Source organism: Mangrovactinospora gilvigrisea, from assembly GCF_001879105.1.
Taxonomy (GTDB): domain Bacteria; phylum Actinomycetota; class Actinomycetes; order Streptomycetales; family Streptomycetaceae; genus Mangrovactinospora; species Mangrovactinospora gilvigrisea.
In genome coordinates, this window is sequence record NZ_MLCF01000012.1 from 14,155 (window position 1) to 36,983 (window position 22,829).

The following is a 22,829-nucleotide window of genomic DNA, read 5'->3' on the forward strand; positions in this document are numbered from 1 at the left end:
GACGGCAGGTGCCGTCCCACCGATCGGTGCCGTCCCGGCCTGACCTGCGCAGCGACGCTTGGGACGGCTGGGACGGCACCCCGCCGAATACGGGTCAGCCCACCGGCTCGACCGGCAGCCTGGCCTGCTGCAGGTCGGGGCAGTAGCGCTGCCAGGCGTCGGCGAACCGGCTGCGGGCATAGCCCTTGCGCTGGCTGCCGTCGGGCAGGCGGAGATTGGTCGAGGCGATCCCGTAGGGGCGCAGCAGCGCCCCCAGATCCCGCGCCGTCAGTCCGCTGTGGCCGTAGCCGGTCCACGGGGACTCCTCCAGGCTCCGCAGGCCGTGCAGGAGCTGATCGGTCGTCATCCCGACCGGGTTGCTGTTGGCGGCGAACACCGCGCGGCAGTCGGCCAGGATCCGGGCCGACTCGCTCGCATCGGCCTCCGCCTGCTGCTCCGCCCGCGTCATCGCGGTGCACGCGGCGCGGGCGGCCTGCGGCCAGCGACCGCCCGCCAGATCCGCGACGATCACCAGCGGCTCCCAGGTGTCGGCGGCCCGGTCCTCCACCGGCAACTCCGGCTCCGCCGCAGCCGCCTGGGTGCGGACCGCGATCGCCCAGGCGGCGATCCGGCGACGCAGGGCGTGCAGGTCGGGCACGTCTCGTCCGGTGCGAAACGGGGTGACGTGCTCGCCCGGTGCGCGGCGGCGCATCCGAACCACGACGGCCCGGTCCATGATCGTGTCCGGGAGGTCGCCGATCCCGGCCAGCGCGGCCATGGCGAAGGTCGGGAAGGACTTGACGGTGTGATCGGAGCCGGTCACCCGCAGCGTGGGCCGGTTGCGCTGGTGCCCGGCGTTCAGCAGCCCGCGCAGCTCCTCGTTCCTCTCCAGCGCCTTGACCGAGCCGAACAGCGTGTCCGCCTCGTCCACCAGCAGGGTCGGCGGCTGCTCGGTGATGGAGCGGAAGACGGCCGCCGGGGTGGCGTTGATCGTGATGACCGGGTGGTGGACGGTCTCGGTGATCACATCCAGCAGCCGCGACTTCCCGCACCTCTTGGCCGGACCGACGATCGCCAGGCGCGGGGCGTGCTGGAAGGCGGTCTGCAGGTGGGTGGCGGTCACCCACAGGGTGACCGCGTCCAGCGCTTCCGGACTGGGCGCGGCCACATAGCGGGCGATCAACCCCCGCAGATGATCGAGGAGTTCGGCGCCGGACGGCGGACTGACCGCCTCGGGGTCGAGGTCGTCCGGACCGGTCGGCCCCCCGCCGCCGGTCGGCTTGGGGTGACAGGCCGCCGGATCCCGACCGGTCGGCCCTCCCTGACCGGTCAGGTCATCGGTGCCGGTGACCGGGGAGCCGGTGCGGTCAGCCGGTGGGGTGACCGGGGAGCCGGTGCGGTCAGCCGGTGGGGTGACCGGGCTGACCGGGCCGGTCGGTGGGGTGACCGGGCCGGTCGTCGCGGTGACCGGCTCGGTGCCGGTCACCGGCGCGGTCGGCGCCTCCTTACCGGACTGACCGGTCGATGCGGCGGCCGGGATCGGGCCGGTCAGTTGGAGGCGGTGCGGGGTGACCGCGCCGGTCGGCTGCCCCGCGGACGAAGGCGGTGCGGTGACCGGTCGTGGGCGGCTTCGGTGACCGGACACCTCACCGGCTGCGGTCGGCCGGTCAGGCTGACCGGTCGGTCCAGTCGGTGCGCCGATCCGGGCGCCGGGCTGACCGGGGACGGCGACCGCCGGCCAGGACGCGGCGGCGGGGTGCGGCGACTGACCGGTCGTCTCGGACGTGCTGGGTGCGGGATCATGCCGCACCGTCGTACGCTTGGGCACGAGCTGCTCCTTACGAGCGGCGGCACGAGGGTCTAGCTCGCGCCGCCGCGGATGTGTTTCTGGCGTTCATGACAGGACGGTCAGGGAGCCTTCACGGCCTTCGGCGTTGGCGCGCCGGGGGCCGTTTTTCATACGTGCCGCCTGACCCGGCAGTCACGAGGCGAGCCGCCCCCATCCCTTGCCCTCGGCGGCGCGTGCGACGAGTTCGGCCTCCCAGCGGACCAGCTCCGCCTCGCTGTAGAGCACGCGGCGCCCCACCTTCACGCCCTTGGGCCCGTAGCCGATGTGCCGCCAGTACCGGACGGTGCTGGCGGCGGTGCGGAAGCGCTCGGCGACCTCGGTGGTGGTCAGGTAGCGATCCAATCCATTCCCTCCTGGGTTCGGATTTTCAACCTCTACTATCTACTATAGTGGGCAGTGGCGACGGATCAAGCCGATGGAGGTTGATAGCCTCAAGCCCATGACGACTCATGATCATCCGTTGAGCGGAGAGGCGCTCGTCGCCTACAACCTCCGCCAGATCCGCAAGGCCCGGCGCGTCTCCCAGGACGACCTCGCCGAACTCATGACCCGCCGCGGCTTCAAGATGCACCAGACCCAGATCGCCAAGATGGAGCGCGGTGCGCGCCCCATCCGCCTCGACGAGGCCATCTCCCTCGCCGCCTGCCTGGGCGTGCCCGCCGAGCCCTTCATGTCCCAGCCCGTGGGCGACGAGTCCGATCCCGACTTCGAGTTCATGCAGGCCCGGTTCGACGTCCAGGTCGCCCGCAGGGAGTGGGAGGCGGCGGCGGAGGCCGAGGAGGAGACCCGCAACCGCTACAACCAGGCCATCGACCGCATCTACGAGGTCAGCCAGCGGCTCGGCATGGAGTTGCCCGTCGAAATCGCCGGCGGTCTGCAGCTCCTCCCCGCCCCCGGCACCGAGGAGTACGAGCGCCAAGAAGCAGCCGAGTACGAGAAGCGCACAGGAAGGAAACCCCCACCGGATGGCCAACATCCAGAAGCGCCCGAACGGTAAGTGGCGCGCCCGCTACCGCGACAGCACAGGCAAGGAGTACTCCCGCCACTTCGCCCGCAAGGTCGACGCCCAACGCTGGCTGGATGAGGTGACCACCAGCCTCGTCACCGGCCAGTACGTCGACCCCAAGTCCGCCAAGACCCCGTTCCGCGACTACGCCGAGCGCTGGCGGCTCGCGCAGCCGCACCGCCCCAACACCGCTCGCCTCGCCGAGACCTACCTCCGGCTGTACATCTACCCCCGGTGGGCATCGCGTGGAATCGGCTCCATCAAGCCCGGTGACGTGCAGCGCTGGATCGTCGCGCTGAGTGCTGAGAACGGGCTCGCCGCCAGCACCATCCGGACCGTCTACAACACCCTCAACGCCGTGATGCGTGCTGCTGTCCGCGACCGGCTGGCGGCCTCGAACCCCTGCGAGGGAGCCAAGCTGCCGAAGGTGCCGCCCAAGCGGATCGTCCCGCTCACCGTGGAGCAGGTGCAGGCCCTCGCCGCAGGAGTGCCGGCGCAGTACCGGGCACTCGTCCTACTGGGCGCCGCGACGGGGCTCCGGCCGGGAGAGCTGTTCGGGCTCCAGCTCCGGCATCTCGATCTCTTCGGCCGATCGGTGACGGTCGACCAGCAGATCCTGCGGGCGCCCAAGCGCGGAACGGTGATCGGCGAACCCAAGACGGCCCGGTCGCACCGTGTCGTCCCGCTGCCAGAGATGGCCGTACGGGCGATGAAGGAGCATCTCCGCGCCTTCCCGCCCGGTGAGGACGGCTGGCTCTTCACCGCGCCCGAGGGCGGGCCCGTCGCCTACACCCCGTTCATGGAGTGGGCCTGGCGACCGCTGGCCAAGAAGCTCGGGTTCCCGCCCCGCACGGGGCCGCATGCCCTCCGCCACCATTACGCCAGCCTGCTGATCCGCAACGGCGAGTCGGTCAAGACCGTCTCGGAGCGCCTCGGCCACACCAATGCCGCGATGACGCTCAACATCTACATCCATCTCTGGCCGGACTCCGAGGACCGGACACGGGCCGCCGTGGACCGCGCCTACGGGCTCGCGGACGGCAGCGAGGAGGAGGACAGGGCGGCATAGCCGCCACGGGCTTGCGGACCGGGTGCGGACCGCGGAGTCCAGTGTCTAGCTCCGCCGCAGGTCAACGGCCCGTCGGAAGACGGCTCAGCTCTTGGCGACGAAGATGTGCCCGGCGATCTCGCCCGGCAGCTCCGCCGACTCTCCGCTGCTGCCCACCAGGATCCCGCCGTGCGCCTCGCTCGCGGTGATCACCGAGCCGGGCTGGACGCCCGCGCGCCGCAGCGTCGCCATCGCCTGGGGGTCGGCCTGGATCGGCTCGCTGATCCGCCGCACCACCACGTTCTTCGCCTCCGGCCCGGAGACGATGGAGGTGAGCGGCACGATGCCCTCCTCCAGGAAGGGGTCGGCGCCGGTCTCGTCGCCCAGCTCGGCGAGGCCCGGGATCGGGTTGCCGTACGGCGACTCCGTCGGGTGGTGCAGCAGCTCCAGCACCCGCCGCTCCACCGCCTCGCTCATCACGTGCTCCCAGCGGCAGGCCTCCGGGTGCACCTGCTCCCAGTCGAGCCCGATGACGTCGACCAGCAGGCACTCCGCCAGGCGGTGCTTGCGCATCACCCGGGTGGCCAGCCGCCGGCCCTCGTCCGTCAGCTCCAGATGCCGGTCTCCCTCGACCGTGAGCAGGCCGTCGCGCTCCATCCGCGCGACCGTCTGGCTGACCGTCGGCCCGCTCTGCTCCAGGCGCTCGGCGATCCGCGCCCGCATCGGGACGACGCCCTCCTCCTCAAGCTCCAGGACCGTCCGGAGGTACATCTCGGTGGTGTCGATGAGTCCGCTCACGTCGGCCAGCTCCTGTCCTTGCCTGCAAGACCCCAATTGTGGACCATCCCGACGACAATCGGGCGCGAGGCCGTGGATTCGGCGCCGCGCCGCCCCCAGAATGGGTTGTCATGAGCGATCTCGTCGGGGAGTACTTCGACGCCGCCCAGCGGCAGTTGGAGCAGGTCCGGAAGCGGAACGGCCCATCGGTGGGCGAGGCGGCGCGGCGGATCGCCGACGCGGTGGAGGGCGGCGGGGCGCTCTTCGCCTTCGGCGCCGGCCACTCCTCGCTGCCCGCCCAGGACCTGGTCTACCGGGCCGGCGGCCTGGCCCTGTTCAATCTGCTGGCGGTCCCCGGCCTGATCGGGGTGGACGTGATGCCGGCCCCGCTGGGCAGCGCGCTGGAGCGGGTGGCGGGCCTCGCCGAGGCGGCGCTGGACGCCAGCCCGGCGCGCGCCGGCGATCTGCTGATCGTCGTCTCGCTCTCCGGCCGCAACGTGGTGCCGGTGGAGATGGCCCGGCACGCCCGGGAGAAGGGGATGACGGTGATCGCGGTCACCTCGGAGGCGTACGCCGAGTCGCCGGAGGTGACGGCGAAGCACCCCTCGGGGACGTTCCTGCGGGACAACGCGGACGTGGTGCTGGACACCGCGGTCGCGCCGGGCGACGCCGAGCTGAGCGCGGACGGCCTGCCCACCCGGTTCGGCTCGGTCTCGACGGTGGTGGCGTGCGCGCTGCTGCAGGCCGCGCAGGCGGCGGCGGTCGCGCTGCTGCACGAGCGCGGGGCGACGGTGCCGCTGCTCAGGTCCGGGAACGTGGACGGCGGGCTGGAGTGGAACGCCCGGCTCTTCGCCGAGCACGGCGACCGGATCTTCTACCGCCGCTGAGGCGGGCGCCCGGACCGGAACCGACCGGGCAGCCGGGCAGGAGCCGGGCGGGAGCCGGGCAGAAAAAAGCCCGTGGGCTCATCCCCGGGACCTTGCGGTCCCGAGCACCGGACGGACGTTCCGGCGAGCCCACGGGCCGGTGACTGCTGGTATTGCACCGACGCTCCATGCGTGCGACACAAGGCAACAGCCTCTGTTGCGCTGATGGAGCGGCTAGCTGACAGCCACCTCACGCGTCCGATAAGCACTCATTCTTCGGACCACCTCCTTTCACGTGTGCCTGCACGCTATGACCGCGCCGCCGGAGGGGCAAGAGGTTTTTCCGGCAGCGAACCGGGGCGTCCTCCGGGAATGCGCACGGGGGTTCAGGGGTTCAGGCGCTCCAGCGTCCAGGGGGCGTCGTCCGGGGCGTCCGGGGCGCGGCGGTAGACGAGCCGGTCGTGCAGCCGGTCGGGGCGGCCCTGCCAGAACTCGACGCTCAGCGGCCGCACCCGGTAGCCGCCCCAGAACGGCGGGACGGGCACCTCCCCCGGGTAGGCGGCGTCCAGTTCGGCGTACCGGCGCTCCAGCTCCTCGCGGGAGGCGAGCGGCGCGGACTGCTCGCTGGCCCAGGCGCCGAGCCGGGAGCCGCGCGGGCGGCTGGCGAAGTACTCCGCGGTCTCCTCGCCGCTCGTTCGGGTGACATCGCCGTTGACGACGATCTGTCGCGCGATCGGGTGCCACGAGAAGACCAGCGAGGCGCGCGGGTTGGCGTCCAGCTCGGTGCCCTTGCGGGACCGGTAGTTGGTGAAGAGCACGAAGCCGCGCAGGTCCCACGCCTTGAGGAGGACGGTGCGGGCGGAGGGCCGGCCGTCGGCGTCGGCGGTGGCCAGCACCATCGCGTTGGGCTCGGGCAGCGCGGGGTCGGCGGCGGCCGCGGCGAACCAGCGGGAGAACTGGGTGAAGGGGTCGGGCGCCAGCTCGGACTCGACGAGCCCGGCGGTGCGGTACGGGCGGCGCATGCCGGACGGGTCGGGGCCGCGGTCGGGGCCGTGATCTGGACGGTTAGCCACAGTCCGGATTGTGCCGCATCGCGCGTCCGTCACGCCCGGGGAAACCCAACGGCACCACGTGCCTTGGCCTATGAGGACCCAACAGTTCGCGCTAGCCTGTGCTGTTAATCCTCGACCGGTCGAGCGGCCTGATGACCCCTCAACTCTGGCACCGAGTGCCAGACTCCGAGACGAGGCTCAAGGCGAAGGAGCCGTCGGGATGTCGGAATTCGTACCCGGACTGGAGGGCGTGGTCGCGTTCGAGACCGAGATCGCCGAGCCCGACAAGGACGGCGGCTCGCTGCGCTACCGCGGGGTCGACATCGAGGAGCTCGTGGGCCGGGTGCCCTTCGAGCACGTCTGGGGCCTGCTCGTCGACGAGGCGTTCACGCCCGGCCTCGCCCCCGACGAACCGTTCCCGCTGCCGGTGCACACCGGCGACGTCCGGGTCGACGTCCAGGCCGGCCTCGCCATGCTGGCGCCGGTGTGGGGGCTCAAACCGCTGCTCGACACGGAGGACGCCAAGGCGCGGGAGGACCTGGCGCGGTGCGCGGCGACGGCGCTCTCCTACGTCGCCCAGTCGGCGCGCGGCGTCGGCGCGGCGATGGTGCCCGAGCGGCGCGTCGACGAGGCGGCGTCGCTGGTGGAGCGGTTCATGGTGCGGTGGCGCGGCGAGCCCGACCCGCGGCACGTCAAGGCGGTGGACGCGTACTGGTCGTCGGCGGCCGAGCACGGCATGAACGCCTCGACGTTCACCGCCCGGGTGATCGCCTCCACCGGCGCGGACGCGGCGGCGGCGCTGAGCGGGGCGGTGGGCGCGATGTCGGGCCCGCTGCACGGGGGCGCGCCGTCCCGGGTGCTGCACATGCTCGAGGAGATCGAGGGGACGGACGACGCGGCGGCGTACGTGCGGGGCGTGCTGGACCGCGGCGAGCGGCTGATGGGCTTCGGGCACCGCGTCTACCGCGCGGAGGACCCGCGGGCGCGGGTGCTGCGGCGGACGGCGCGCGAGCTGGACGCGCCGCGCTACGCGGTGGCGGAGGCGCTGGAGGAGGCGGCGCTCAAGGAGTTGAGGGAGCGTCGGCCGGACCGGGTGCTGGCGACGAACGTGGAGTTCTGGGCGGCGATCGTGCTGGACTTCGCACAGGTGCCGGCGTCGATGTTCACGTCCATGTTCACCTGCGCGCGGACGGCGGGGTGGGCGGCGCACATCCTTGAGCAGAAGCGGACGGGGCGGCTGGTGCGGCCGGCGGCGCGCTATGTCGGGCCGGGGACGCGTGGGGCTGCGTCGGTGCCGGGGTACTCGGCGGTGGCGCGCGCGTAGTGCTCGCTGTTCGCCGCCGGCGGCGGCGGGCGGGGGTGATGCAATGGGGGCGTGGATGCTTGGGTTGTGGGGGTTGCCGGTGCGTGGGGGGCCGCGAGCAGTGGCGTCGCCGCTGCACTGCTCGTGCCGCGGCTTGCCCGCGAGGGCGGGGCGGGCCGGTGGTGGGTCGCGGCGCTGGTCGGGGGCGCTGCCGCCGGCGTGATCGGGTGGCGCGTCGGCGCGCGGCCGGAGGCCGCGGTGTGGCTGCTGCTGGTGCCCGTCGCCGTCGTGCTCGCCGCCGTCGACCTCAGGGTGTTCCGCCTCCCCGACGTGCTGACGCTGCCCGCCGCGGGCGGCACCGCGGCGCTGCTGGGCGCCGCGTCGCTGCTGCCGCGGCAGCACGGCTCGTGGACGCACGCCCTGCTCGGCGCCGCCGTCCTCGCCGCGTTCTACGGGCTGCTCTTCCTGATCAGCCCCGCCGGGATGGGCCTCGGCGACGTCAAGCTCGCGCTGACGCTCGGACTGGTGCTCGGCTGGTCCGGCTGGCGGACCGTCGTCACCGGCACCTTCGCCGGCTTCCTCGCCGCCGGCCTCGTCGCCGCCGCCCTGCTCGTCGCCCGCAAGGCGGACCGCAAGACCGCCCTGCCGTTCGGTCCGGCGATGCTCTTCGGCGCCCTCGTCGGCCTCGCCCTGAACGGGTGACGGGCGCTCCCCTTTCGTCTCAATTCGTGGACCCTTATCCCCCGGGCGTTGCCCGCGGCACTACGCTTCGCGGGTGGCAGAGATCCAGATTCCCGCGGACATCAAGCCCGGCGACGGGCGCTTCGGCTCCGGCCCGTCCAAGGTGCGCCCCGAGGCGCTGAGCGCCCTGGCCGCCACCGGAACCTCCCTCATGGGCACCTCCCACCGCCAGGCGCCGGTCAAGAACCTGGTGCGCCGGGTGCGCGAGGGCGTCTCCCAGCTGTTCTCCCTCCCCGAGGGCCATCAGGTCGTCCTCGGGAACGGCGGGTCCACCGCGTTCTGGGACATCGCGACGTACGGGCTGATCGCCTCCCGTTCGCAGCACCTGTCCTTCGGCGAGTTCTCCTCCAAGTTCGCGTCGGCGGCGAAGGCCGCGCCGTGGCTGGAGGACCCGAGCGTCGTCAAGTCCGAGCCGGGGACGCATCCGCTGCCCAAGGCGGAGCCCGGGATCGACGTCTACGCGCTCACCCACAACGAGACGTCCACCGGCGTGGCCATGCCGATCCGGCGGCCGGACGGCACCTCCGCCGGCGAGTCGCTGGTGCTGGTCGACGCGACGTCGGGCGCGGGCGGCCTGCCGGTCGACGTCCGCGAGACGGACGTCTACTACTTCGCGCCGCAGAAGTCCTTCGCCGCGGACGGCGGGCTGTGGATCGCCCTGATGTCCCCGGCGGCGCTGGAGCGGGCCGCGCGGATCGCGGAGAGCGGGCGGTTCGTGCCGGCGTTCTTCTCGCTGCCGACGGCGATCGACAACTCCGCCAAGGACCAGACGTACAACACGCCCTCGCTGGCGACGCTCTTCCTGCTCGCCGACCAGCTGGACTGGATCAACGGCCGGGGCGGGCTGGACTGGGCGGTGCGGCGGACGGCGGAGTCCTCGGGCCGGCTCTACGCGTGGGCGGAGAAGTCCGCGTTCGCCTCGCCGTTCGTGGCGGAGCCGGAGCAGCGCTCGCAGGTGGTCGGGACGGTCGACTTCGCCGACTCCGTCGACGCGGCCGCCGTCGCCAAGGTGCTGCGCGCCAACGGGATCGTGGACGTGGAGCCGTACCGCAAGCTGGGGCGCAACCAGCTGCGGGTGGCGATGTTCCCGGCGGTGGAGCCCGACGACGTCACCGCGCTGACGCAGTGCGTGGACTACGTCGTCGAGCGCCTCGGCTAGCGCCCGGTGCGCCGGTGCCGCGCTGGCTGGCAGTGACAGGGCCTTGTTAGGGCGCCCACCGAGAGGTGGGATGTCCCCATGGAGTACACGCAGTTGGGGCGGACCGGGCTCAAGGTGAGTCGGCTGGTCCTCGGAACGATGAACTTCGGACCGCTGACCACCGAGCCCGACAGTCACGCCATCATGGACGCCGCGCTCGAGGCCGGCGTCAACTTCTTCGACACGGCGAACACCTACGGCGGCGACGCCGGCAAGGGGCGGACCGAGGAGATCGTCGGCTCCTGGTTCGCCAAGGGCGGCGAGCGGCGGGAGAAGACCGTCCTCGCCACCAAGGTCTACGGCAACCGGGGCGACTGGCCCAACGACGGCCGGCTGTCGGCGCGGCACATCCGGCAGGCGGTCGAGGCCAGCCTCAAGCGCCTCGGCACCGACTGGATCGACCTCTACCAGATGCACCACGTCGACCGTTTCACGCCGTGGGAGGAGATCTGGCAGGCGATGGAGCGGCTCGTCGCCGAGGGCAAGATCCTCTACGTCGGCTCGTCCAACCACGCCGGCTGGCACATCGCGCAGGCCAACGAGACCGCGGCGCGCCGCAACTCCCTCGGCCTGGTGAGCGAGCAGTGCCTGTACAACCTCACCGAGCGCCGCGCCGAGATGGATGTGCTGCCGGCCGCCGAGCACTACGGCCTCGGGGTCATCCCCTGGTCGCCGCTGGCCGGCGGGCTGCTGGGCGGGGCCGTCCGCAAGGAGCGGGAGGGCTCCGTCGGCGACCGCACCCGCGGGGGCCGCGCGGCCGCGATCCTCGCCGAGAAGCGCCCGCAGGTGGAGGCGTACGAGGAGCTGTGCGCCAAGCACGGCGTCGACCCCGGCGAGGCGGCGCTGGCCTGGCTCAACACCCGTCCCGCGGTGACCGGTCCGATCATCGGCCCGCGCGTGATGGGCCAGTTGGAGTCCGCGCTGCGCGCGGTCGAGCTCGAACTGCCCGCCGAGTTCCTCGACGGACTGGACGAGATCTTCCCCGGGCCGGGTCCTTCTCCCGAGGCTTTTGCCTGGTAGGAGGGATGACCACCGGGGGTAGGGCTATCCCTACCCCCGGACCCGGAGCGTCCCCCATGTCGTCCCCCACCGGGACCGGGCACTCTTGGTGGCATGGAGACGACGAGCCCCGGCCGGCCGGGAAGCGGCCCCGGCGCGGGCCCCGCCCCGCGCCGCCGCGCCTTCGACCGCCGGATGTGGCGGGAGCTGCTGAACTGCCTGATCAACTTTCCGCTTGATCTGGTCGGTTTCATCTACATCGTGGTGACGGTGACGGTCGGTGTCGGCCTCTCCTTCACCCTGGTCGGGCTGCCCGTGCTGGCCGGCTCGCTGGCCGGCGCCCGCGGCTTCGGCCAGGCGGCGCGGGCCCGCGTCCGCTCGCTGCTCGGCGAGGACGTCGGCGACCCGCTGCCGATCGGGGCGCGCCGCAAGCGCACCCACGCGTTCCCCTGGCTGACCGCGGCGATCACCGACGCGGTCTCCTGGCGGACCGCGCTCTACCTCTTCGCCCGCCTCCCCTGGGGGATCGTCACCTTCGCCGTCGGCCTGGTCAGCGTGATCGCGCTGTGGCCGGTGATGCCGTGGGTGCTGCGCGCGATGGCCAACGTCGACCGGTGGTCGGCGCGGGTGCTGCTGGCCCCGTCCGAGCTGCAGGCGCGCATCGAGGCGCTGGAGAGCAGCCGCACCGAGGTGGTGGACACCGCGGCGGCCGATCTGCGGCGCATCGAGCGGGATCTGCACGACGGCGCGCAGGCCCGGCTGGTGAACCTGGCGATGGGCCTGGGCCTGGCCAAGGAGCACCTGGACGACCCGGAGATGATGCGCAAGCTCATCGACGAGGCGCACGGCGAGGCCCGCGAGGCGGTGCGGGAGCTGCGCGATCTGGCGCGCGGCATCCACCCGGCGATCCTCACCGACCGCGGCCTGGACGCGGCGCTGTCGCACCTGGCCGGACGGATGGCGATCCCGGTGACGGTGAGCGTCGACATGCCGGAGCGTCCGGCGTCGGCGATCGAGGGGACCGCGTACTTCGCGATCTCCGAGCTGCTCACCAACATCACCAAGCACGCCGGGGCGCAGACCGCGGTGGTCGACGTCTGGAAGGCGGAGGACCGGCTGATGGTCCAGGTCCGCGACGACGGGCAGGGCGGCGCGAGCGAGGCGAAGGGCACGGGCCTCTCCGGCCTCGCCGAGCGGATCCGCTCGGTGGACGGCGTGTTCGTCGTCGACAGCCCCGTCGGAGGCCCGACCACGATCTCGGCGGAACTGCCGTGGCGGACCCGGGATTAGTCGGAAGCGGAAGCACAGGAAAGGGCAGAGATCATGGTGACGATGCTGCGTGCGCCGTTTTCGCGGCAGGCGTGGGGGGCCCATGCGTGGGCGTGGAGCGGGCTGCCGGTGGCGATCGCGATGTTCGCCTGGTCGTTGGTGCTGGTGTGCGTGGGCGCCCCGCTGATCAGCACCGCGCTGGGCATCCCGGTGCTGGCGCTGCTGCTGACCACGGCGCGCGGCCTGGGCGCGATGGAGCGGGGCCGGGCGGCCGCGCTGCTCGGCCCGCGCGCCGCGGTGGAGGCGCCCGAGCCGCTGCCGGACCGCTCCGGCGGCGTGTGGCTGCGGATGTGGCGGCGGCTGGGCGACCCGGCCGGCTGGAAGGCCGTGCTGTACGCGGTGGTCTCCTTCCCCTGGTCGATCGTCACCTTCGTGATGAGCGCGACGCTGCTCGCCACCGGCTGGGCGCTCTTCACCTATCCGGCGTGGGCCTGGGTCTACCCGCGCTACACCAGCGACCCCGGGATGCAGTTCTACGGCTTCTGGACCGACCACCCCGAGAACTTCTATCTGACGGGCGTGTGGGTGTGGGCCACGGCCGCCGCCGGGCTGGTCCTGGTGCTGGTCACGCCCTGGGTGATGCGCGGTCTGACGGCGGTGGACGCGGCACTGGTGCGCGGTCTGCTGGGACGGCGGCGCGGCTGACCCGTCCCGGTCCGGCCCCGCGGTACGGAATGATGGGGGACGATACGTGCCGCAGGGCCGGATGTCGGGAGGGAACACGTGCGGGTTGTCGTCGCCGAGGATTCGGTGCTGCTCCGGGAGGGGCTGATCCGGTTGATCACCGACCGGGGGCACGAGGTGGTCGGGGCCGTCGGGGACGGCGAGGAGCTGGTCGCCTGCGTCGACGAGTTGGCGGCGGAGGGCCAGCTCCCGAACGTGGTGGTCGCGGATGTGCGGATGCCCCCCACGCACACCGACGAGGGGGTGCGGGCCGCCGTGCGGCTGCGCGAGACGCATCCTTCGGTGGGGGTGCTGGTGCTCTCGCAGTACGTGGAGGAGCAGTACGCCACCGAGCTGCTGACCGGCTCCACCAAGGGCGTCGGCTATCTGCTGAAGGACCGGGTCGCGGACGTCCGGGAGTTCGTGGACGCGGTGGTCCGCGTCGCGGACGGCGGCACCGCGCTCGACCCGGAGGTCGTCGCCCAGCTGCTGGGCCGCAGCCGCCGCCAGGACGTGCTGGCGGGCCTGACGCCCCGTGAGCGCGAGGTGCTGGGGCTGATGGCGGAGGGCCGCACCAACACGGCGATCGCCAAGTCGCTCTTCGTCTCGGACGGCGCGGTGGAGAAGCACGTCTCGAACATCTTCATGAAGCTGGGGCTCGGCCCGTCCGGGGACGACCACCGCCGGGTGCTCGCCGTGGTGCGTTATCTGAGGCGGTAGTTCCGGATGGGGCGGACGGCACTTTCTGTGTCGACCGGCGGTGCGCGCGAAAGGTTGTACGGTTCAGGAATGTGGTCCGTGTGGTGTTTTACCGGCAGCCGATGGATGGTCAAAAGCTGAATCGCTGCTTATCTTTACACCGCACGCGGCACTTGGGTGTCTGCCTCCCGCCGCGGCGCCGATGCCGGGCGGCAGGCCCGGTCTTTCCTGTGGGGGTTCACACTCGTGTCCTCGGGCACTCGTATGCGTTTTTCGCGCGTCGCCGCGGCTGTCGCCGCGAGCGCCGCGCTGGTCCTGGCCGCTGCCGGGACCTCTTCCGCGGACGGCCACGCTCGCACCGTGGGTTCGCCGCGGATCGCGGTTCCGCAGCCGACGTTCCACAAGCCGATGACGCGCGCGGCCGTGAAGCCGCACCCGGTCGAGTCGGCCGACGGCAAGCCGGCGTCCTTCCGCAGCGACTTCAACGGCGACGGTTCCTCGGACTTCCTCTACACCGCGCTCGACGGCAACACCTATTACAAGGATCGCGTCGACGCCGACACCGTCGCGTATCCGGACAGCGCCGAGAAGGTCAAGGACTGGCTCTACCCCGGCGACCTGACCGGTGACGGGGTGCCGGACGTCCTCGGCCTCTCGCTCGGCGGCAACCTGCGGCTGTTCAGCGGCGCGGGGATCCGCAACGCCAACGGCCTGTCCGCCGAGGGCTACACGACCGTCGGCACCGGGTTCCAGAAGTACTCCAAGCTGTTCATCCCCGGTGACCTCAACGGCGACGGCAACGCCGACCTGCTCGCCCGCACGCCGAGCGGCGACCTGGTGTTCTACCCCGGCACCGGCAAGGGCTTCGGCTCGCCCGTGACCATCGGCCACGGCGGCTGGCAGCAGTACGACGAGCTGATCGGCGCCGGCGACCTCAACGGCGACGGCAACGCCGACCTGCTCGCCCGCACGCTGGACGGCAGCCTCTACGAGTACAACGGGCTGGGCAACGGCACGCTCTCCGCCAAGAAGCTGCTGGGCACGGGGTACCAGAAGTACACCGAGATCATCGGTGGCGGGGACTACGACGGAGACGGCTACCCGGACCTGGCCGTCCGCGACACCACCGGCACCGGCACCCTGTACCTGATGCACGGCAACGGCGACGGCAGCTTCGCGGCGCCGACCGCCGTGGGCGACGGATGGCAGTACACCACCCAGCTGGGCGGCGGCGGCAACATCCCGTTCTACGGCAAGCACGAGTTCATCGGGCAGACCGCGGCCGGGACGCTGTACTGGTACGGCTCCAACGGGGACGGCGGCTTCCAGGGCAAGACCCGGACCAGCGACGTCGGCGGCTTCCCGCCCAGCCAGCTGTACCTGGCCTTCGCCAACGCGCTGACCAGCAACGGCTACCCGGACCTGGTCGGCAAGGACAACTACGACGGCCACATCTACAACTACCAGACCTACGCGGCCAACGACACCAACGGCCTGGCCGGCGGCTCGAAGTCCTACAACCTGGTGACCGGCCCCGGTGACCTGAACCAGGACGGCAAGGGCGACCTGATCGCCCGGGACACCTCCGGCAACCTCTACTACTACGCCGGCAACGGCACCGGCCTGAGCGTCCAGGGCCGGGTGCAGATCGGCACCGGCGGCTGGAACCAGTACAACGCCATCGTCGGCGGCGGCGACCTGAACAACGACGGCATCGCCGACATCGTCGCCCGCCAGACCTCCACCGGCGCCCTGTACCTCTACCCGGGCCTGGGCAACGGCCGGTTCGGCGGCAAGGTGCTGATCGGCTCCTCCGGCTGGAACCAGTACACGACGATCGCCTCCCCCGGCGACATGAACGGCGACGGCAAGGCCGACCTGATCGCCGAGTCCAAGACCGGCGGGCTGTACTTCTACGCCGGCCTGGGCAACGGCAAGTTCGGCGCGCGGGTGTCCATCGCCACCAGCGGCTTCACCTTCAAGTACCTGTACTGACCGTCACGGTGACGCGGCGCCCGGCGGGCCCCGGGGCGATCCAGACCCTGGCCGGCCCGTCGGCCACCGCCACCCGGTGCGTCGCTCCGGCGACGTCCACGACGGCTTTCGCGCCGGCCCCGGGGAGGGAGACCTCCGCGGGGCCGGTCGCGTGGGTTCGACGAACAGCCGTCAGCCGCGGTCGTCACACGGATTGCTCGTCACACGGATTGCAATACCGGCGAGCAGCCCGGTTGCCGGCCGGCTCGCGCCGCCCGACGGAGCGTCAGGCGACCGTCCAGGTGTCCGAGCCGGTGAGCAGGGAGCCCAGGTCGCCGGGGCCCTTCTTGTCGACGGCGAGGTCGAGCTGCTCGCGCATCAGGGTGTCATAGACCGGGCGCTTGACGTCGCGGAAGACGCCGATCGGGGTCTGGTGGAGGGTGTCCGGGTCGGCGATCCGCGACAGGGCCCAGGCCGTCACCGGCGAGGCCGCGTGGGGGTCGTGGACGAGGACGTCCGACTCGTTCTCGGGCGTCACCTCGACGACCCGCAGCTCGCCCGTCTCGGCGTCCCGCACCACGCCCTTGCCGCCGTCGGCGCCGAAGCGGATCCGCTCGCCGGCCTCCAGCGGGATGATCGCCTCGGCCTTGGTGCTGCGGTCCTTCAGCGGCTCGAACGCGTTGTCGTTGAAGATGTTGCAGTTCTGGTAGATCTCCACCAGCGCGCTGCCCGGGTGCTCGGCCGCGGCCTGCAGCACCGAGGTGAGGTGCTTGCGGTCGGAGTCGATGGTGCGGGCGACGAAGGACGCCTCCGCGCCCAGCGCCAGCGAGATCGGGTTGAACGGCTGGTCCAGCGAGCCCATCGGCGTCGACTTGGTGATCTTGCCGACCTCGGAGGTGGGGCTGTACTGGCCCTTCGTCAGGCCGTAGATCCGGTTGTTGAAGAGCAGGATCTTCAGGTTGACGTTGCGGCGCAGCGCGTGGATCAGGTGGTTGCCGCCGATGGAGAGCGCGTCGCCGTCACCGGTGACCACCCACACCGACAGGTCGGGGCGGGAGCTGGCCAGGCCGGTGGCGATCGCCGGGGCGCGGCCGTGGATGGAGTGCATCCCGTAGGTGTTCATGTAGTACGGGAAGCGCGAGGAGCAGCCGATGCCGGAGACGAAGACGACGTTTTCCTTGGCCAGCCCGAGCGTCGGCATGAAGCCCTGGACGGCGGCGAGGACGGCGTAGTCGCCGCACCCGGGGCACCACCGCACCTCCTGGTCGGTCTTGTAGTCCTTCGCGGTGCGGTCGACCTCGGTCTTGGGCACCAGCGAGAGGAGAGAGTGCCCGTTCAGCGAAGCCCCGTTGGAGCCGTTGACCTCAGACATTGGCGGAAACTTCCTCGATTGCGGCGGCGAGCTGCTCGGCCTTGAAGGGGAGGCCGCGGACCTGGGTGAAGGACTGCGCGTCGACCAGGTACTTGGCGCGCAGCAGGTGCGCGAGCTGGCCCAGGTTCATCTCGGGGACCAGCACCCGGTCGTAGCGGGCCAGCACCTCGCCGAGGTTGGCCGGGAAGGGGTTGAGGTGGCGCAGGTGGGCCTGGGCGACCTCGCCGCCGGCCGAGCGGACGCGGCGGACCGCGGCGGTGATCGGGCCGTAGGTGGAGCCCCAGCCGATCACCAGGGTGCGGGCGGCGCCGTCCGGGTCGTCGACCTCGAGGTCGGGCACCTCGATGCCGTCGATCTTGGCCTGCCGGGTGCGGACCATGAAGTCGTGGTTGGCCGGGTCGTAGGAGATGTTGCCCGTGCCGTCCTGCTTCTCGATGCCGCCGATGCGGTGCTCCAGGCCGGGCGTGCCGGGCACGGCCCAGGGGCGGGCCAGCGTCTCCGGGTCGCGCTTGTAGGGCCAGAAGGACTCGGTGCCGTCCTCGTTGACGTGGTTCGGCGCGGTGGCGAACTCGACGCGCAGGTCGGGCAGCGACTCGACGGTCGGGATGCGCCACGGCTCGGAGCCGTTGGCGAGATAGCCGTCGGAGAGCAGGAAGACCGGCGTGCGGTAGGCCAGCGCGATGCGGGCGGCCTCGATGGCCGCGTCGAAGCAGTCGGACGGGGTGGCGGGGGCGACGATCGGCACCGGGGCCTCGCCGTTGCGCCCGTACATCGCCTGCAGCAGGTCGGCCTGCTCGGTCTTGGTGGGCAGGCCGGTCGAGGGGCCGCCGCGCTGGATGTCGACCACCAGCAGCGGCAGTTCCAGGGAGACGGCGAGCCCGATGGTCTCGGACTTCAGCGCCACACCGGGCCCGGAGGTGGTGGTGACGCCGAGCTTGCCGCCGAAGGCCGCGCCGAGCGCGGCGCCGATGCCCGCGATCTCGTCCTCGGCCTGGAAGGTCCGCACCCGGAAGTTCTTGTGCTTGGACAGCTCGTGCAGCACGTCCGAGGCGGGGGTGATCGGGTACGAGCCGAGGAAGAGCTCCAGGCCGGAGCGCTCGCCGGCGGCGATGAGGCCGTAGGCGAGGGCGAGGTTGCCGGAGATGTTGCGGTAGGTGCCGAGCGGCAGCCTGGCCGGGGCGACCTCGTAGGAGACGGCGAAGTCCTCGGTGGTTTCGCCGAAGTTCCAGCCGGCCTTGAAGGCGGTGACGTTCGCCTCGGCGATCTCCGGCTTCTTGGCGAACTTCTGCCGCAGGAACCCCTCGGTGGCCTCGGTGGGCCGGTGGTACATCCAGCTGAGCAGGCCGAGCGCGAACATGTTCTTCGCCCGCTCGGCGTCCCGTCGGGCCAGCCCGGAGTCGGCCAGCGCCTCGAGGGTGAGGGTGGTCAGCGGGACCGGGTGGATGTTGTAGGCCTGGAGGGACCCGTCCTCGAGGGGGTTGGCGTCGTAGCCGACCTTGGAGAGGGCGCGCTTGCCGAACTCGTCGGTGTTGACGATGATCTCGGCCCCCTTGGGGAGGTCCGGGATGTTCGCCTTGAGCGCGGCGGGGTTCATCGCGACCAGGACGTGCGGGGCGTCGCCCGGCGTCAGGATGTCGTGGTCGGCGAAGTGCAGCTGGAACGAGGAGACGCCGGGCAGCGTACCGGCGGGTGCGCGGATCTCGGCGGGAAAGTTGGGCAGCGTCGACAGGTCGTTGCCGAACGACGCCGTCTCCGAGGTGAACCGGTCGCCGGTGAGCTGCATACCGTCGCCGGAGTCGCCCGCGAATCGGATGATCACGCGGTCGAGCTGCTTGACCTGCTTGACCTGCCTGGTCACGGAAATGGACCTCCCTGGTATCGGGGTGCGTTGCCCGGCCGGCGGCCCGTCCGAGCGCACCTGCCCACCCGCTGACCATCGTACGGCGGTAAGGCTCCCCTATTTGCAGTGCCCTTTGCATGGGGCGTCCGGATGGCGGTCACCCCGTCGATGAACCTAGGCCTTTCGGCTCGGATTCCCCCGGAGCCGGATTCGGGTGTGCGTTCGATCTCCGGGGCCGGACGTCCGACGTCCGGGCCCGGACGCGGCGCGAGGGGCGCCCCGGTCGGCGCCCCGCCCCCGACCGCCGGACGGGCCCCGCGGAGCCGCCGCATCCCCAACTCGGCGCGATACCAGGGATGTTGAGACGTGTTCACAATCCGACGCGACCGTTGCGCAAACCCTTGACGGCGTCGAAACAGCGGGATGTTATGTGCGATGCACCGTTCGAACGTGTGAGTACGTGCTCCAATCCGCACCGCCGCACACGGAGGCAGTCATGTCCGTTCGTCGTGCACCATCCGCCCGCCCGTCGCCCGACCACGGCCCCTCGGCGCTGTGGACCCCGAGCCGGCGCGCGCTGCTCGCCGGGGCCGCCGCCGCGGCCGCGGGGCCGCTCCTCGCCGCCTGCGGATCCTCCTCCGGGGGCTCCGGCGGGGGCGGCAGCAGCAGCAAGACCGTCACGCTCGGCTCAAACGGGTCCGACGCGGTCCCGAAGAAGGCCTACGCCGCACTCTGGGCGGCCGCCGGGAAATCCACCGGCGACACCCTCAAGGTCAACGTCAAGCAGCACGAGAACTTCCAGAACCAGATCAACTCGTATCTGCAGGGCACTCCGGACGACGTCTTCACCTGGTTCGCCGGATACCGCATGCAGTTCTTCGCCAAGCAGGGCCTGGCCAGTCCGATCGACGACGTCTGGCAGACCATCGGCAGCCATTTCACCCCGGCCATCCAGGCGCTCAGCAAGGGCCTCGACGGAAAGTACTACTTCGTCCCGCTCTATTACTATCCGTGGGCGATCTGGTACCGGAAGAGCGTCTTCAAGCAGCACGGCTACACCATCCCGGCCAACTGGGACCAGTTCACCGCGCTGCTGAAGAAGATGAAGGGCGACGGCCTGGTGCCGCTGGCCTTCGGCAACCAGAACCAGTGGCCGGTGATGGGCACGTTCGACCAGATCAATTTCCGGCTGAACGGCTATCAGTTCCATGTCGACCTGATGCACGGCAAGGAGTCGTGGACCGACGCCCGGGTCAAGAAGACCTTCGACATGTGGGCGTCGATCATGCCCTACCACCAGCAGGGCGCGGCCGGCCGGAAGACCGAGGACGCCACCGGGTTCGTCCGCGACAAGAAGGCCGGGATGATCGTGGCCGGCGCGGGAACCGCCGTCCAGCAGTTCACCACCGACCCGGCGGCCCTCGCCGACCTGGACTTCTTCCCCTTCCCGGAGATCACTCCGCAGTGGGGCATGGACACCGTCGAGGCGCCCTGCGACGGCTTCATGATGAGCAAGTCGCCGAAGAACAAGACCGGGGCGACGAAGGTGCTGGAGTTCTTCGGCAGCCCGGCCGGCGAGAAGGCCTACCTCGACCTCGACAGCAGCGAGCTGGCCGCGGCCAAGGACTTCGACAACGCCAAGAACACCGCGCTGCAGAAGAAGGAGGCGGCGCTGATCACCGGGGCGAAGAACCTCACCCAGTTCATGGACCGGGACGGGAACCCCACCTTCGTGTCCACCGTGATGATCCCGGCGCTCGCCGACTTCGTCCGCTCGCCCAACACCTTCGCGGCCACCAAGCTCTCCAACATCGAGGCCCAGAAGAAGTCCATCTACGCCAGCTCCTAGAGGTGCCATGACCGCGCGCGTCCACCGCTTGACCAAGCGGGACAAGGTCGTCGTGGCGGTGATGGCCGGCATCCCCACCCTGCTCGCCCTGTGCCTGGTGTGGCTGCCGGCCATCGCCTCGATCGTGCTCTCCTTCACCAATTGGACCGGTGTCGGGGGACTCAGCACCATCACCTTCGACGGCGTCGACAACTACAAGCAGCTGTTCTCCATCAATCCGCAGTTCTGGCCGGCCGTCGAGCACAATCTGATCTGGCTGGCCGCGCTCCTGCTGGTGGGCACCCCGCTGGGGATGTTCCTCGCCTATCAGCTGGACAAGAAGATCAGGCTGACGAAGTTCTACCAGACCGCGTTCTTCCTGCCGGTGGTCGTCTCCACGGCGGTCATCGGATTCGTCTGGAAACTGGTCTACGACCCGGACAACGGGCTCATCAACAGCCTCTTCCACACCAACAAGCCGGGCGACTACCTGGACTGGATCGGCTCCCCGCACCTCAACCTTTGGGCGGTGCTGGTGGCGGCGATCTGGCGGCACGCCGGGTATCTGATGGTGCTCTACCTCGCCGGGCTCAAGAGCGTCGACCCGTCGCTGAAGGAGGCCGCGGCGCTCGACGGGGCGGGCGGCTGGCAGGCCTTCCGCCATGTGGTCTTCCCGGTGCTCAAGCCCATCAACATCGTGGTGCTGGTGGTCACCATCATCGAGGCGCTGCGCGCCTTCGACATCGTCTGGGTCTTCAACAAGGGCGCCCAGGGGACCGAGCTGCTCTCCATCCTGATCACCCAGAACATCGTGGGCGAGGCGAGCCGGATCGGCTACGGATCGGCCATCGCCGTGGTGCTGATGGTCATCTCCCTCGGGGCGATCATCCCCTATCTGTGGGTGACCTTCCGGCGCGAGAGGCGAGAGGGGAACGGCCGATGACGGTGCGTCTGCGCGGCCGCATCGGGCTGCACGTCCTGCTGATGGCCGCGGCGCTGGCCTGGCTGGCGCCGCTGCTGTGGGCGGTCTTCACCGCGTTCCGCCCCTACGACGACACCCAGAAGCACGGGTACCTGTCCTGGCCGAAGTCGCTCACCTTCTCCAACTTCACCAGCGCCTGGTCGCAGGCGCAGTTCCCCGGCTACTTCCGCAACACGGTGCTGGTGGCGGTGCCCGGGGTGCTGATCACGCTGCTCTTCGCGGCGGCGGTGGCGTTCGTGGTGAGCCGGTTCTCCTTCTGGTGGAACATCCCGCTGCTGCTGCTCTTCACGGCCGGCAACCTGCTGCCGCAGCAGGTCATCATCACCCCGCTCTACCGGCTCTACCTGGACGTGCCCGGGCTCGGCTCGGGCAGCGGGAAGATGTACGACACGCTGCTGGGGCTGGTGCTGATCCATGTGGCGTTCCAGAGCGGGTTCTCCACGTTCGTGCTCGCCAACTACATGAAGACCATCCCGCACGAGCTCACCGAGGCGGCGCTGGTCGACGGGGCGGGCGTGGCCCGGCAGTTCTTCCAGATCATCCTGCCGCTGTGCCGGCCGCCGCTGGCGGCGCTGGCCACGCTGCTCTCCATCTGGATCTACAACGACTTCTTCTGGGCGATCGTGCTGATCTCCACCGGGAGCAAGATGCCGATCACCTCGGCGCTCAACAACCTGGTGGGCAACTACTTCACCAACGACAACCTGCTGGCGGCCGGGGCGCTGATGACGGCGCTGCCCACGCTGATCATCTACTTCCTGCTGCAGCGGCAGTTCATCTCGGGACTGACGCTGGGCTCGGGGAAGGGATGACGACGTGGCGGAGGGCAGGGCGCTCGCCCGGCAGCGTCAGGCGGAGATCCTGGAGGAGGCGAGGCGGCGCGGGAGCGTGCGCGTCGGGGAGCTGACGTCGCGCTTCCGGGTCTCCGACATGACGGTGCGGCGGGACCTGGCGGAGCTGGCGTCGCGCGGGCTGCTGGAGAAGGTGCACGGCGGCGCGGTGCTGGGCTCCGCGGTGGTGGAGCCGGGGTTCACGGCGAAGCGGGGGTGGGAGGCGGACGCCAAGGAGCGGATCGCCCGGGCGGCGGTGGCGCTGATCCGGCCCGGCTCGGCGGTCGGCCTGTCGGCCGGCACGACGACGTTCGCGCTGGCCCGGGAGCTGGCCGCGGTGGCGGCGTCGGGGGGCGTCGTGGCGGGGCTCACGGTGGTGACGAACTCGCCGCCGGCGGCGGAGGTGCTGGAGGGGGCGGGGCTCGTCGGGCTGACGGTGATTCTGGTGGGGGGCCTGCGGACGCCGTCGGGGGCGCTGGTGGGGCCGGTGGCGG

21 protein-coding genes are annotated in these 22,829 nt (G+C 71.2%); 15 read left to right on the forward strand and 6 right to left on the reverse strand.

The annotated features are described in order from the left end of the window. Window positions 1-94 precede the first annotated feature (94 nt). Complete coding sequence (locus BIV57_RS04075; RefSeq protein ID WP_245797417.1) at window positions 95-1,465, reverse strand: DUF3631 domain-containing protein; 1,371 nt, start codon at window positions 1,463-1,465, stop codon at window positions 95-97. 495 nt (window positions 1,466-1,960) lie between these two features. Further along, window positions 1,961-2,170: a helix-turn-helix transcriptional regulator gene (locus BIV57_RS04080; RefSeq protein ID WP_071655247.1), complete on the reverse strand. Its 210-nt coding sequence runs from the start codon at window positions 2,168-2,170 to the stop codon at window positions 1,961-1,963. Between the two features lie 97 nt (window positions 2,171-2,267). On the opposite strand from BIV57_RS04080, the gene BIV57_RS04085 reads away from it, so the two are divergent. Together BIV57_RS04085 and BIV57_RS04090 are read left to right on the forward strand one after the other, a co-directional pair. Next, the gene (locus tag BIV57_RS04085; RefSeq protein WP_175548653.1) at window positions 2,268-2,825 is read left to right on the forward strand and encodes a helix-turn-helix domain-containing protein; all 558 of its coding nucleotides are present in this window, start codon (window positions 2,268-2,270) and stop codon (window positions 2,823-2,825) included. Beyond that, on the forward strand, window positions 2,794-3,903 hold the full coding sequence (locus BIV57_RS04090; RefSeq protein WP_071655249.1) for a tyrosine-type recombinase/integrase: 1,110 nt from the start codon (window positions 2,794-2,796) through the stop codon (window positions 3,901-3,903). The genes BIV57_RS04085 and BIV57_RS04090 overlap by 32 nt, the downstream gene beginning before the upstream one ends. Before the next feature lie 84 nt (window positions 3,904-3,987). Here BIV57_RS04090 and BIV57_RS04095 read toward each other — a convergent pair whose 3' ends face one another. Then, window positions 3,988-4,680 (reverse strand): iron-dependent transcriptional repressor DtxR, encoded by a 693-nt coding sequence (locus tag BIV57_RS04095; protein WP_071655250.1) that lies wholly within the window; start codon window positions 4,678-4,680, stop codon window positions 3,988-3,990. 110 nt (window positions 4,681-4,790) lie between these two features. Between BIV57_RS04095 and BIV57_RS04100 the strand changes: the two genes are divergently transcribed. Continuing rightward, a complete protein-coding gene (locus tag BIV57_RS04100) occupies window positions 4,791-5,546 on the forward strand; it encodes an SIS domain-containing protein (RefSeq protein WP_071655251.1) in 756 nt (251 codons plus the stop codon). Between the two features lie 365 nt (window positions 5,547-5,911). Here the strand turns inward: BIV57_RS04100 and pdxH are convergent, their stop codons facing one another. Then, complete coding sequence (gene pdxH / locus BIV57_RS04105; protein WP_071655252.1) at window positions 5,912-6,547, reverse strand: pyridoxamine 5'-phosphate oxidase; 636 nt, start codon at window positions 6,545-6,547, stop codon at window positions 5,912-5,914. 250 nt (window positions 6,548-6,797) lie between these two features. Between pdxH and BIV57_RS04110 the strand changes: the two genes are divergently transcribed. The 8 genes from BIV57_RS04110 (at window position 6,798) to BIV57_RS04145 (ending at window position 15,504) form a co-directional block, all read left to right on the forward strand. Continuing rightward, window positions 6,798-7,901 carry a citrate synthase 2 gene (locus BIV57_RS04110; RefSeq protein ID WP_071655253.1) on the forward strand — a complete coding sequence of 368 codons (1,104 nt, stop codon included), beginning with the start codon at window positions 6,798-6,800 and terminating at the stop codon, window positions 7,899-7,901. 123 nt (window positions 7,902-8,024) lie between these two features. Beyond that, complete coding sequence (locus tag BIV57_RS04115; protein ID WP_419185684.1) at window positions 8,025-8,582, forward strand: prepilin peptidase; 558 nt, start codon at window positions 8,025-8,027, stop codon at window positions 8,580-8,582. Window positions 8,583-8,655: 73 nt separating this feature from the next. Continuing rightward, the gene (gene serC, locus BIV57_RS04120; protein ID WP_071655255.1) at window positions 8,656-9,780 is read left to right on the forward strand and encodes a phosphoserine transaminase; all 1,125 of its coding nucleotides are present in this window, start codon (window positions 8,656-8,658) and stop codon (window positions 9,778-9,780) included. A gap of 78 nt (window positions 9,781-9,858) precedes the next feature. After that, complete coding sequence (locus tag BIV57_RS04125; RefSeq protein ID WP_071655256.1) at window positions 9,859-10,839, forward strand: aldo/keto reductase; 981 nt, start codon at window positions 9,859-9,861, stop codon at window positions 10,837-10,839. Between the two features lie 93 nt (window positions 10,840-10,932). After that, a complete protein-coding gene (locus BIV57_RS04130; protein ID WP_071655257.1) occupies window positions 10,933-12,108 on the forward strand; it encodes a sensor histidine kinase in 1,176 nt (391 codons plus the stop codon). Window positions 12,109-12,150: 42 nt separating this feature from the next. Next, complete coding sequence (locus BIV57_RS04135; RefSeq protein ID WP_175548654.1) at window positions 12,151-12,792, forward strand: sensor domain-containing protein; 642 nt, start codon at window positions 12,151-12,153, stop codon at window positions 12,790-12,792. Window positions 12,793-12,870: 78 nt separating this feature from the next. After that, the gene (locus BIV57_RS04140) at window positions 12,871-13,530 is read left to right on the forward strand and encodes a response regulator transcription factor (protein WP_071655259.1); all 660 of its coding nucleotides are present in this window, start codon (window positions 12,871-12,873) and stop codon (window positions 13,528-13,530) included. 339 nt (window positions 13,531-13,869) lie between these two features. Then, window positions 13,870-15,504, forward strand: a complete 1,635-nt coding sequence (locus BIV57_RS04145) for an FG-GAP repeat domain-containing protein (protein WP_175548655.1) — start codon at window positions 13,870-13,872, stop codon at window positions 15,502-15,504. Between the two features lie 265 nt (window positions 15,505-15,769). On the opposite strand, the gene BIV57_RS04150 is transcribed toward BIV57_RS04145, so the two are convergent. After that, window positions 15,770-16,855, reverse strand: coding sequence for a 2-oxoacid:ferredoxin oxidoreductase subunit beta (locus BIV57_RS04150; RefSeq protein WP_071655261.1), 1,086 nt, complete (start codon window positions 16,853-16,855; stop codon window positions 15,770-15,772). Continuing rightward, window positions 16,848-18,734 (reverse strand): 2-oxoacid:acceptor oxidoreductase subunit alpha, encoded by a 1,887-nt coding sequence (locus BIV57_RS04155; protein WP_419185685.1) that lies wholly within the window; start codon window positions 18,732-18,734, stop codon window positions 16,848-16,850. The genes BIV57_RS04150 and BIV57_RS04155 overlap by 8 nt, the downstream gene beginning before the upstream one ends. Before the next feature lie 457 nt (window positions 18,735-19,191). Between BIV57_RS04155 and BIV57_RS04160 the strand changes: the two genes are divergently transcribed. The 4 genes from BIV57_RS04160 to BIV57_RS04175 form a co-directional block, all read left to right on the forward strand. After that, entirely contained in the window at window positions 19,192-20,544 is a 1,353-nt protein-coding gene (locus BIV57_RS04160) for an ABC transporter substrate-binding protein (RefSeq protein WP_071655263.1), read from the forward strand. A gap of 7 nt (window positions 20,545-20,551) precedes the next feature. Beyond that, a complete protein-coding gene (locus tag BIV57_RS04165; protein WP_071655264.1) occupies window positions 20,552-21,466 on the forward strand; it encodes a carbohydrate ABC transporter permease in 915 nt (304 codons plus the stop codon). Beyond that, a complete protein-coding gene (locus BIV57_RS04170) occupies window positions 21,463-22,317 on the forward strand; it encodes a carbohydrate ABC transporter permease (protein ID WP_071655265.1) in 855 nt (284 codons plus the stop codon). Before BIV57_RS04165 ends, BIV57_RS04170 begins: the two co-directional genes overlap by 4 nt. Window positions 22,318-22,321: 4 nt before the next feature. Further along, a partial coding sequence (locus BIV57_RS04175) for a DeoR/GlpR family DNA-binding transcription regulator (RefSeq protein WP_139275436.1) occupies window positions 22,322-22,829 on the forward strand: 508 nt, incomplete at its 3' end.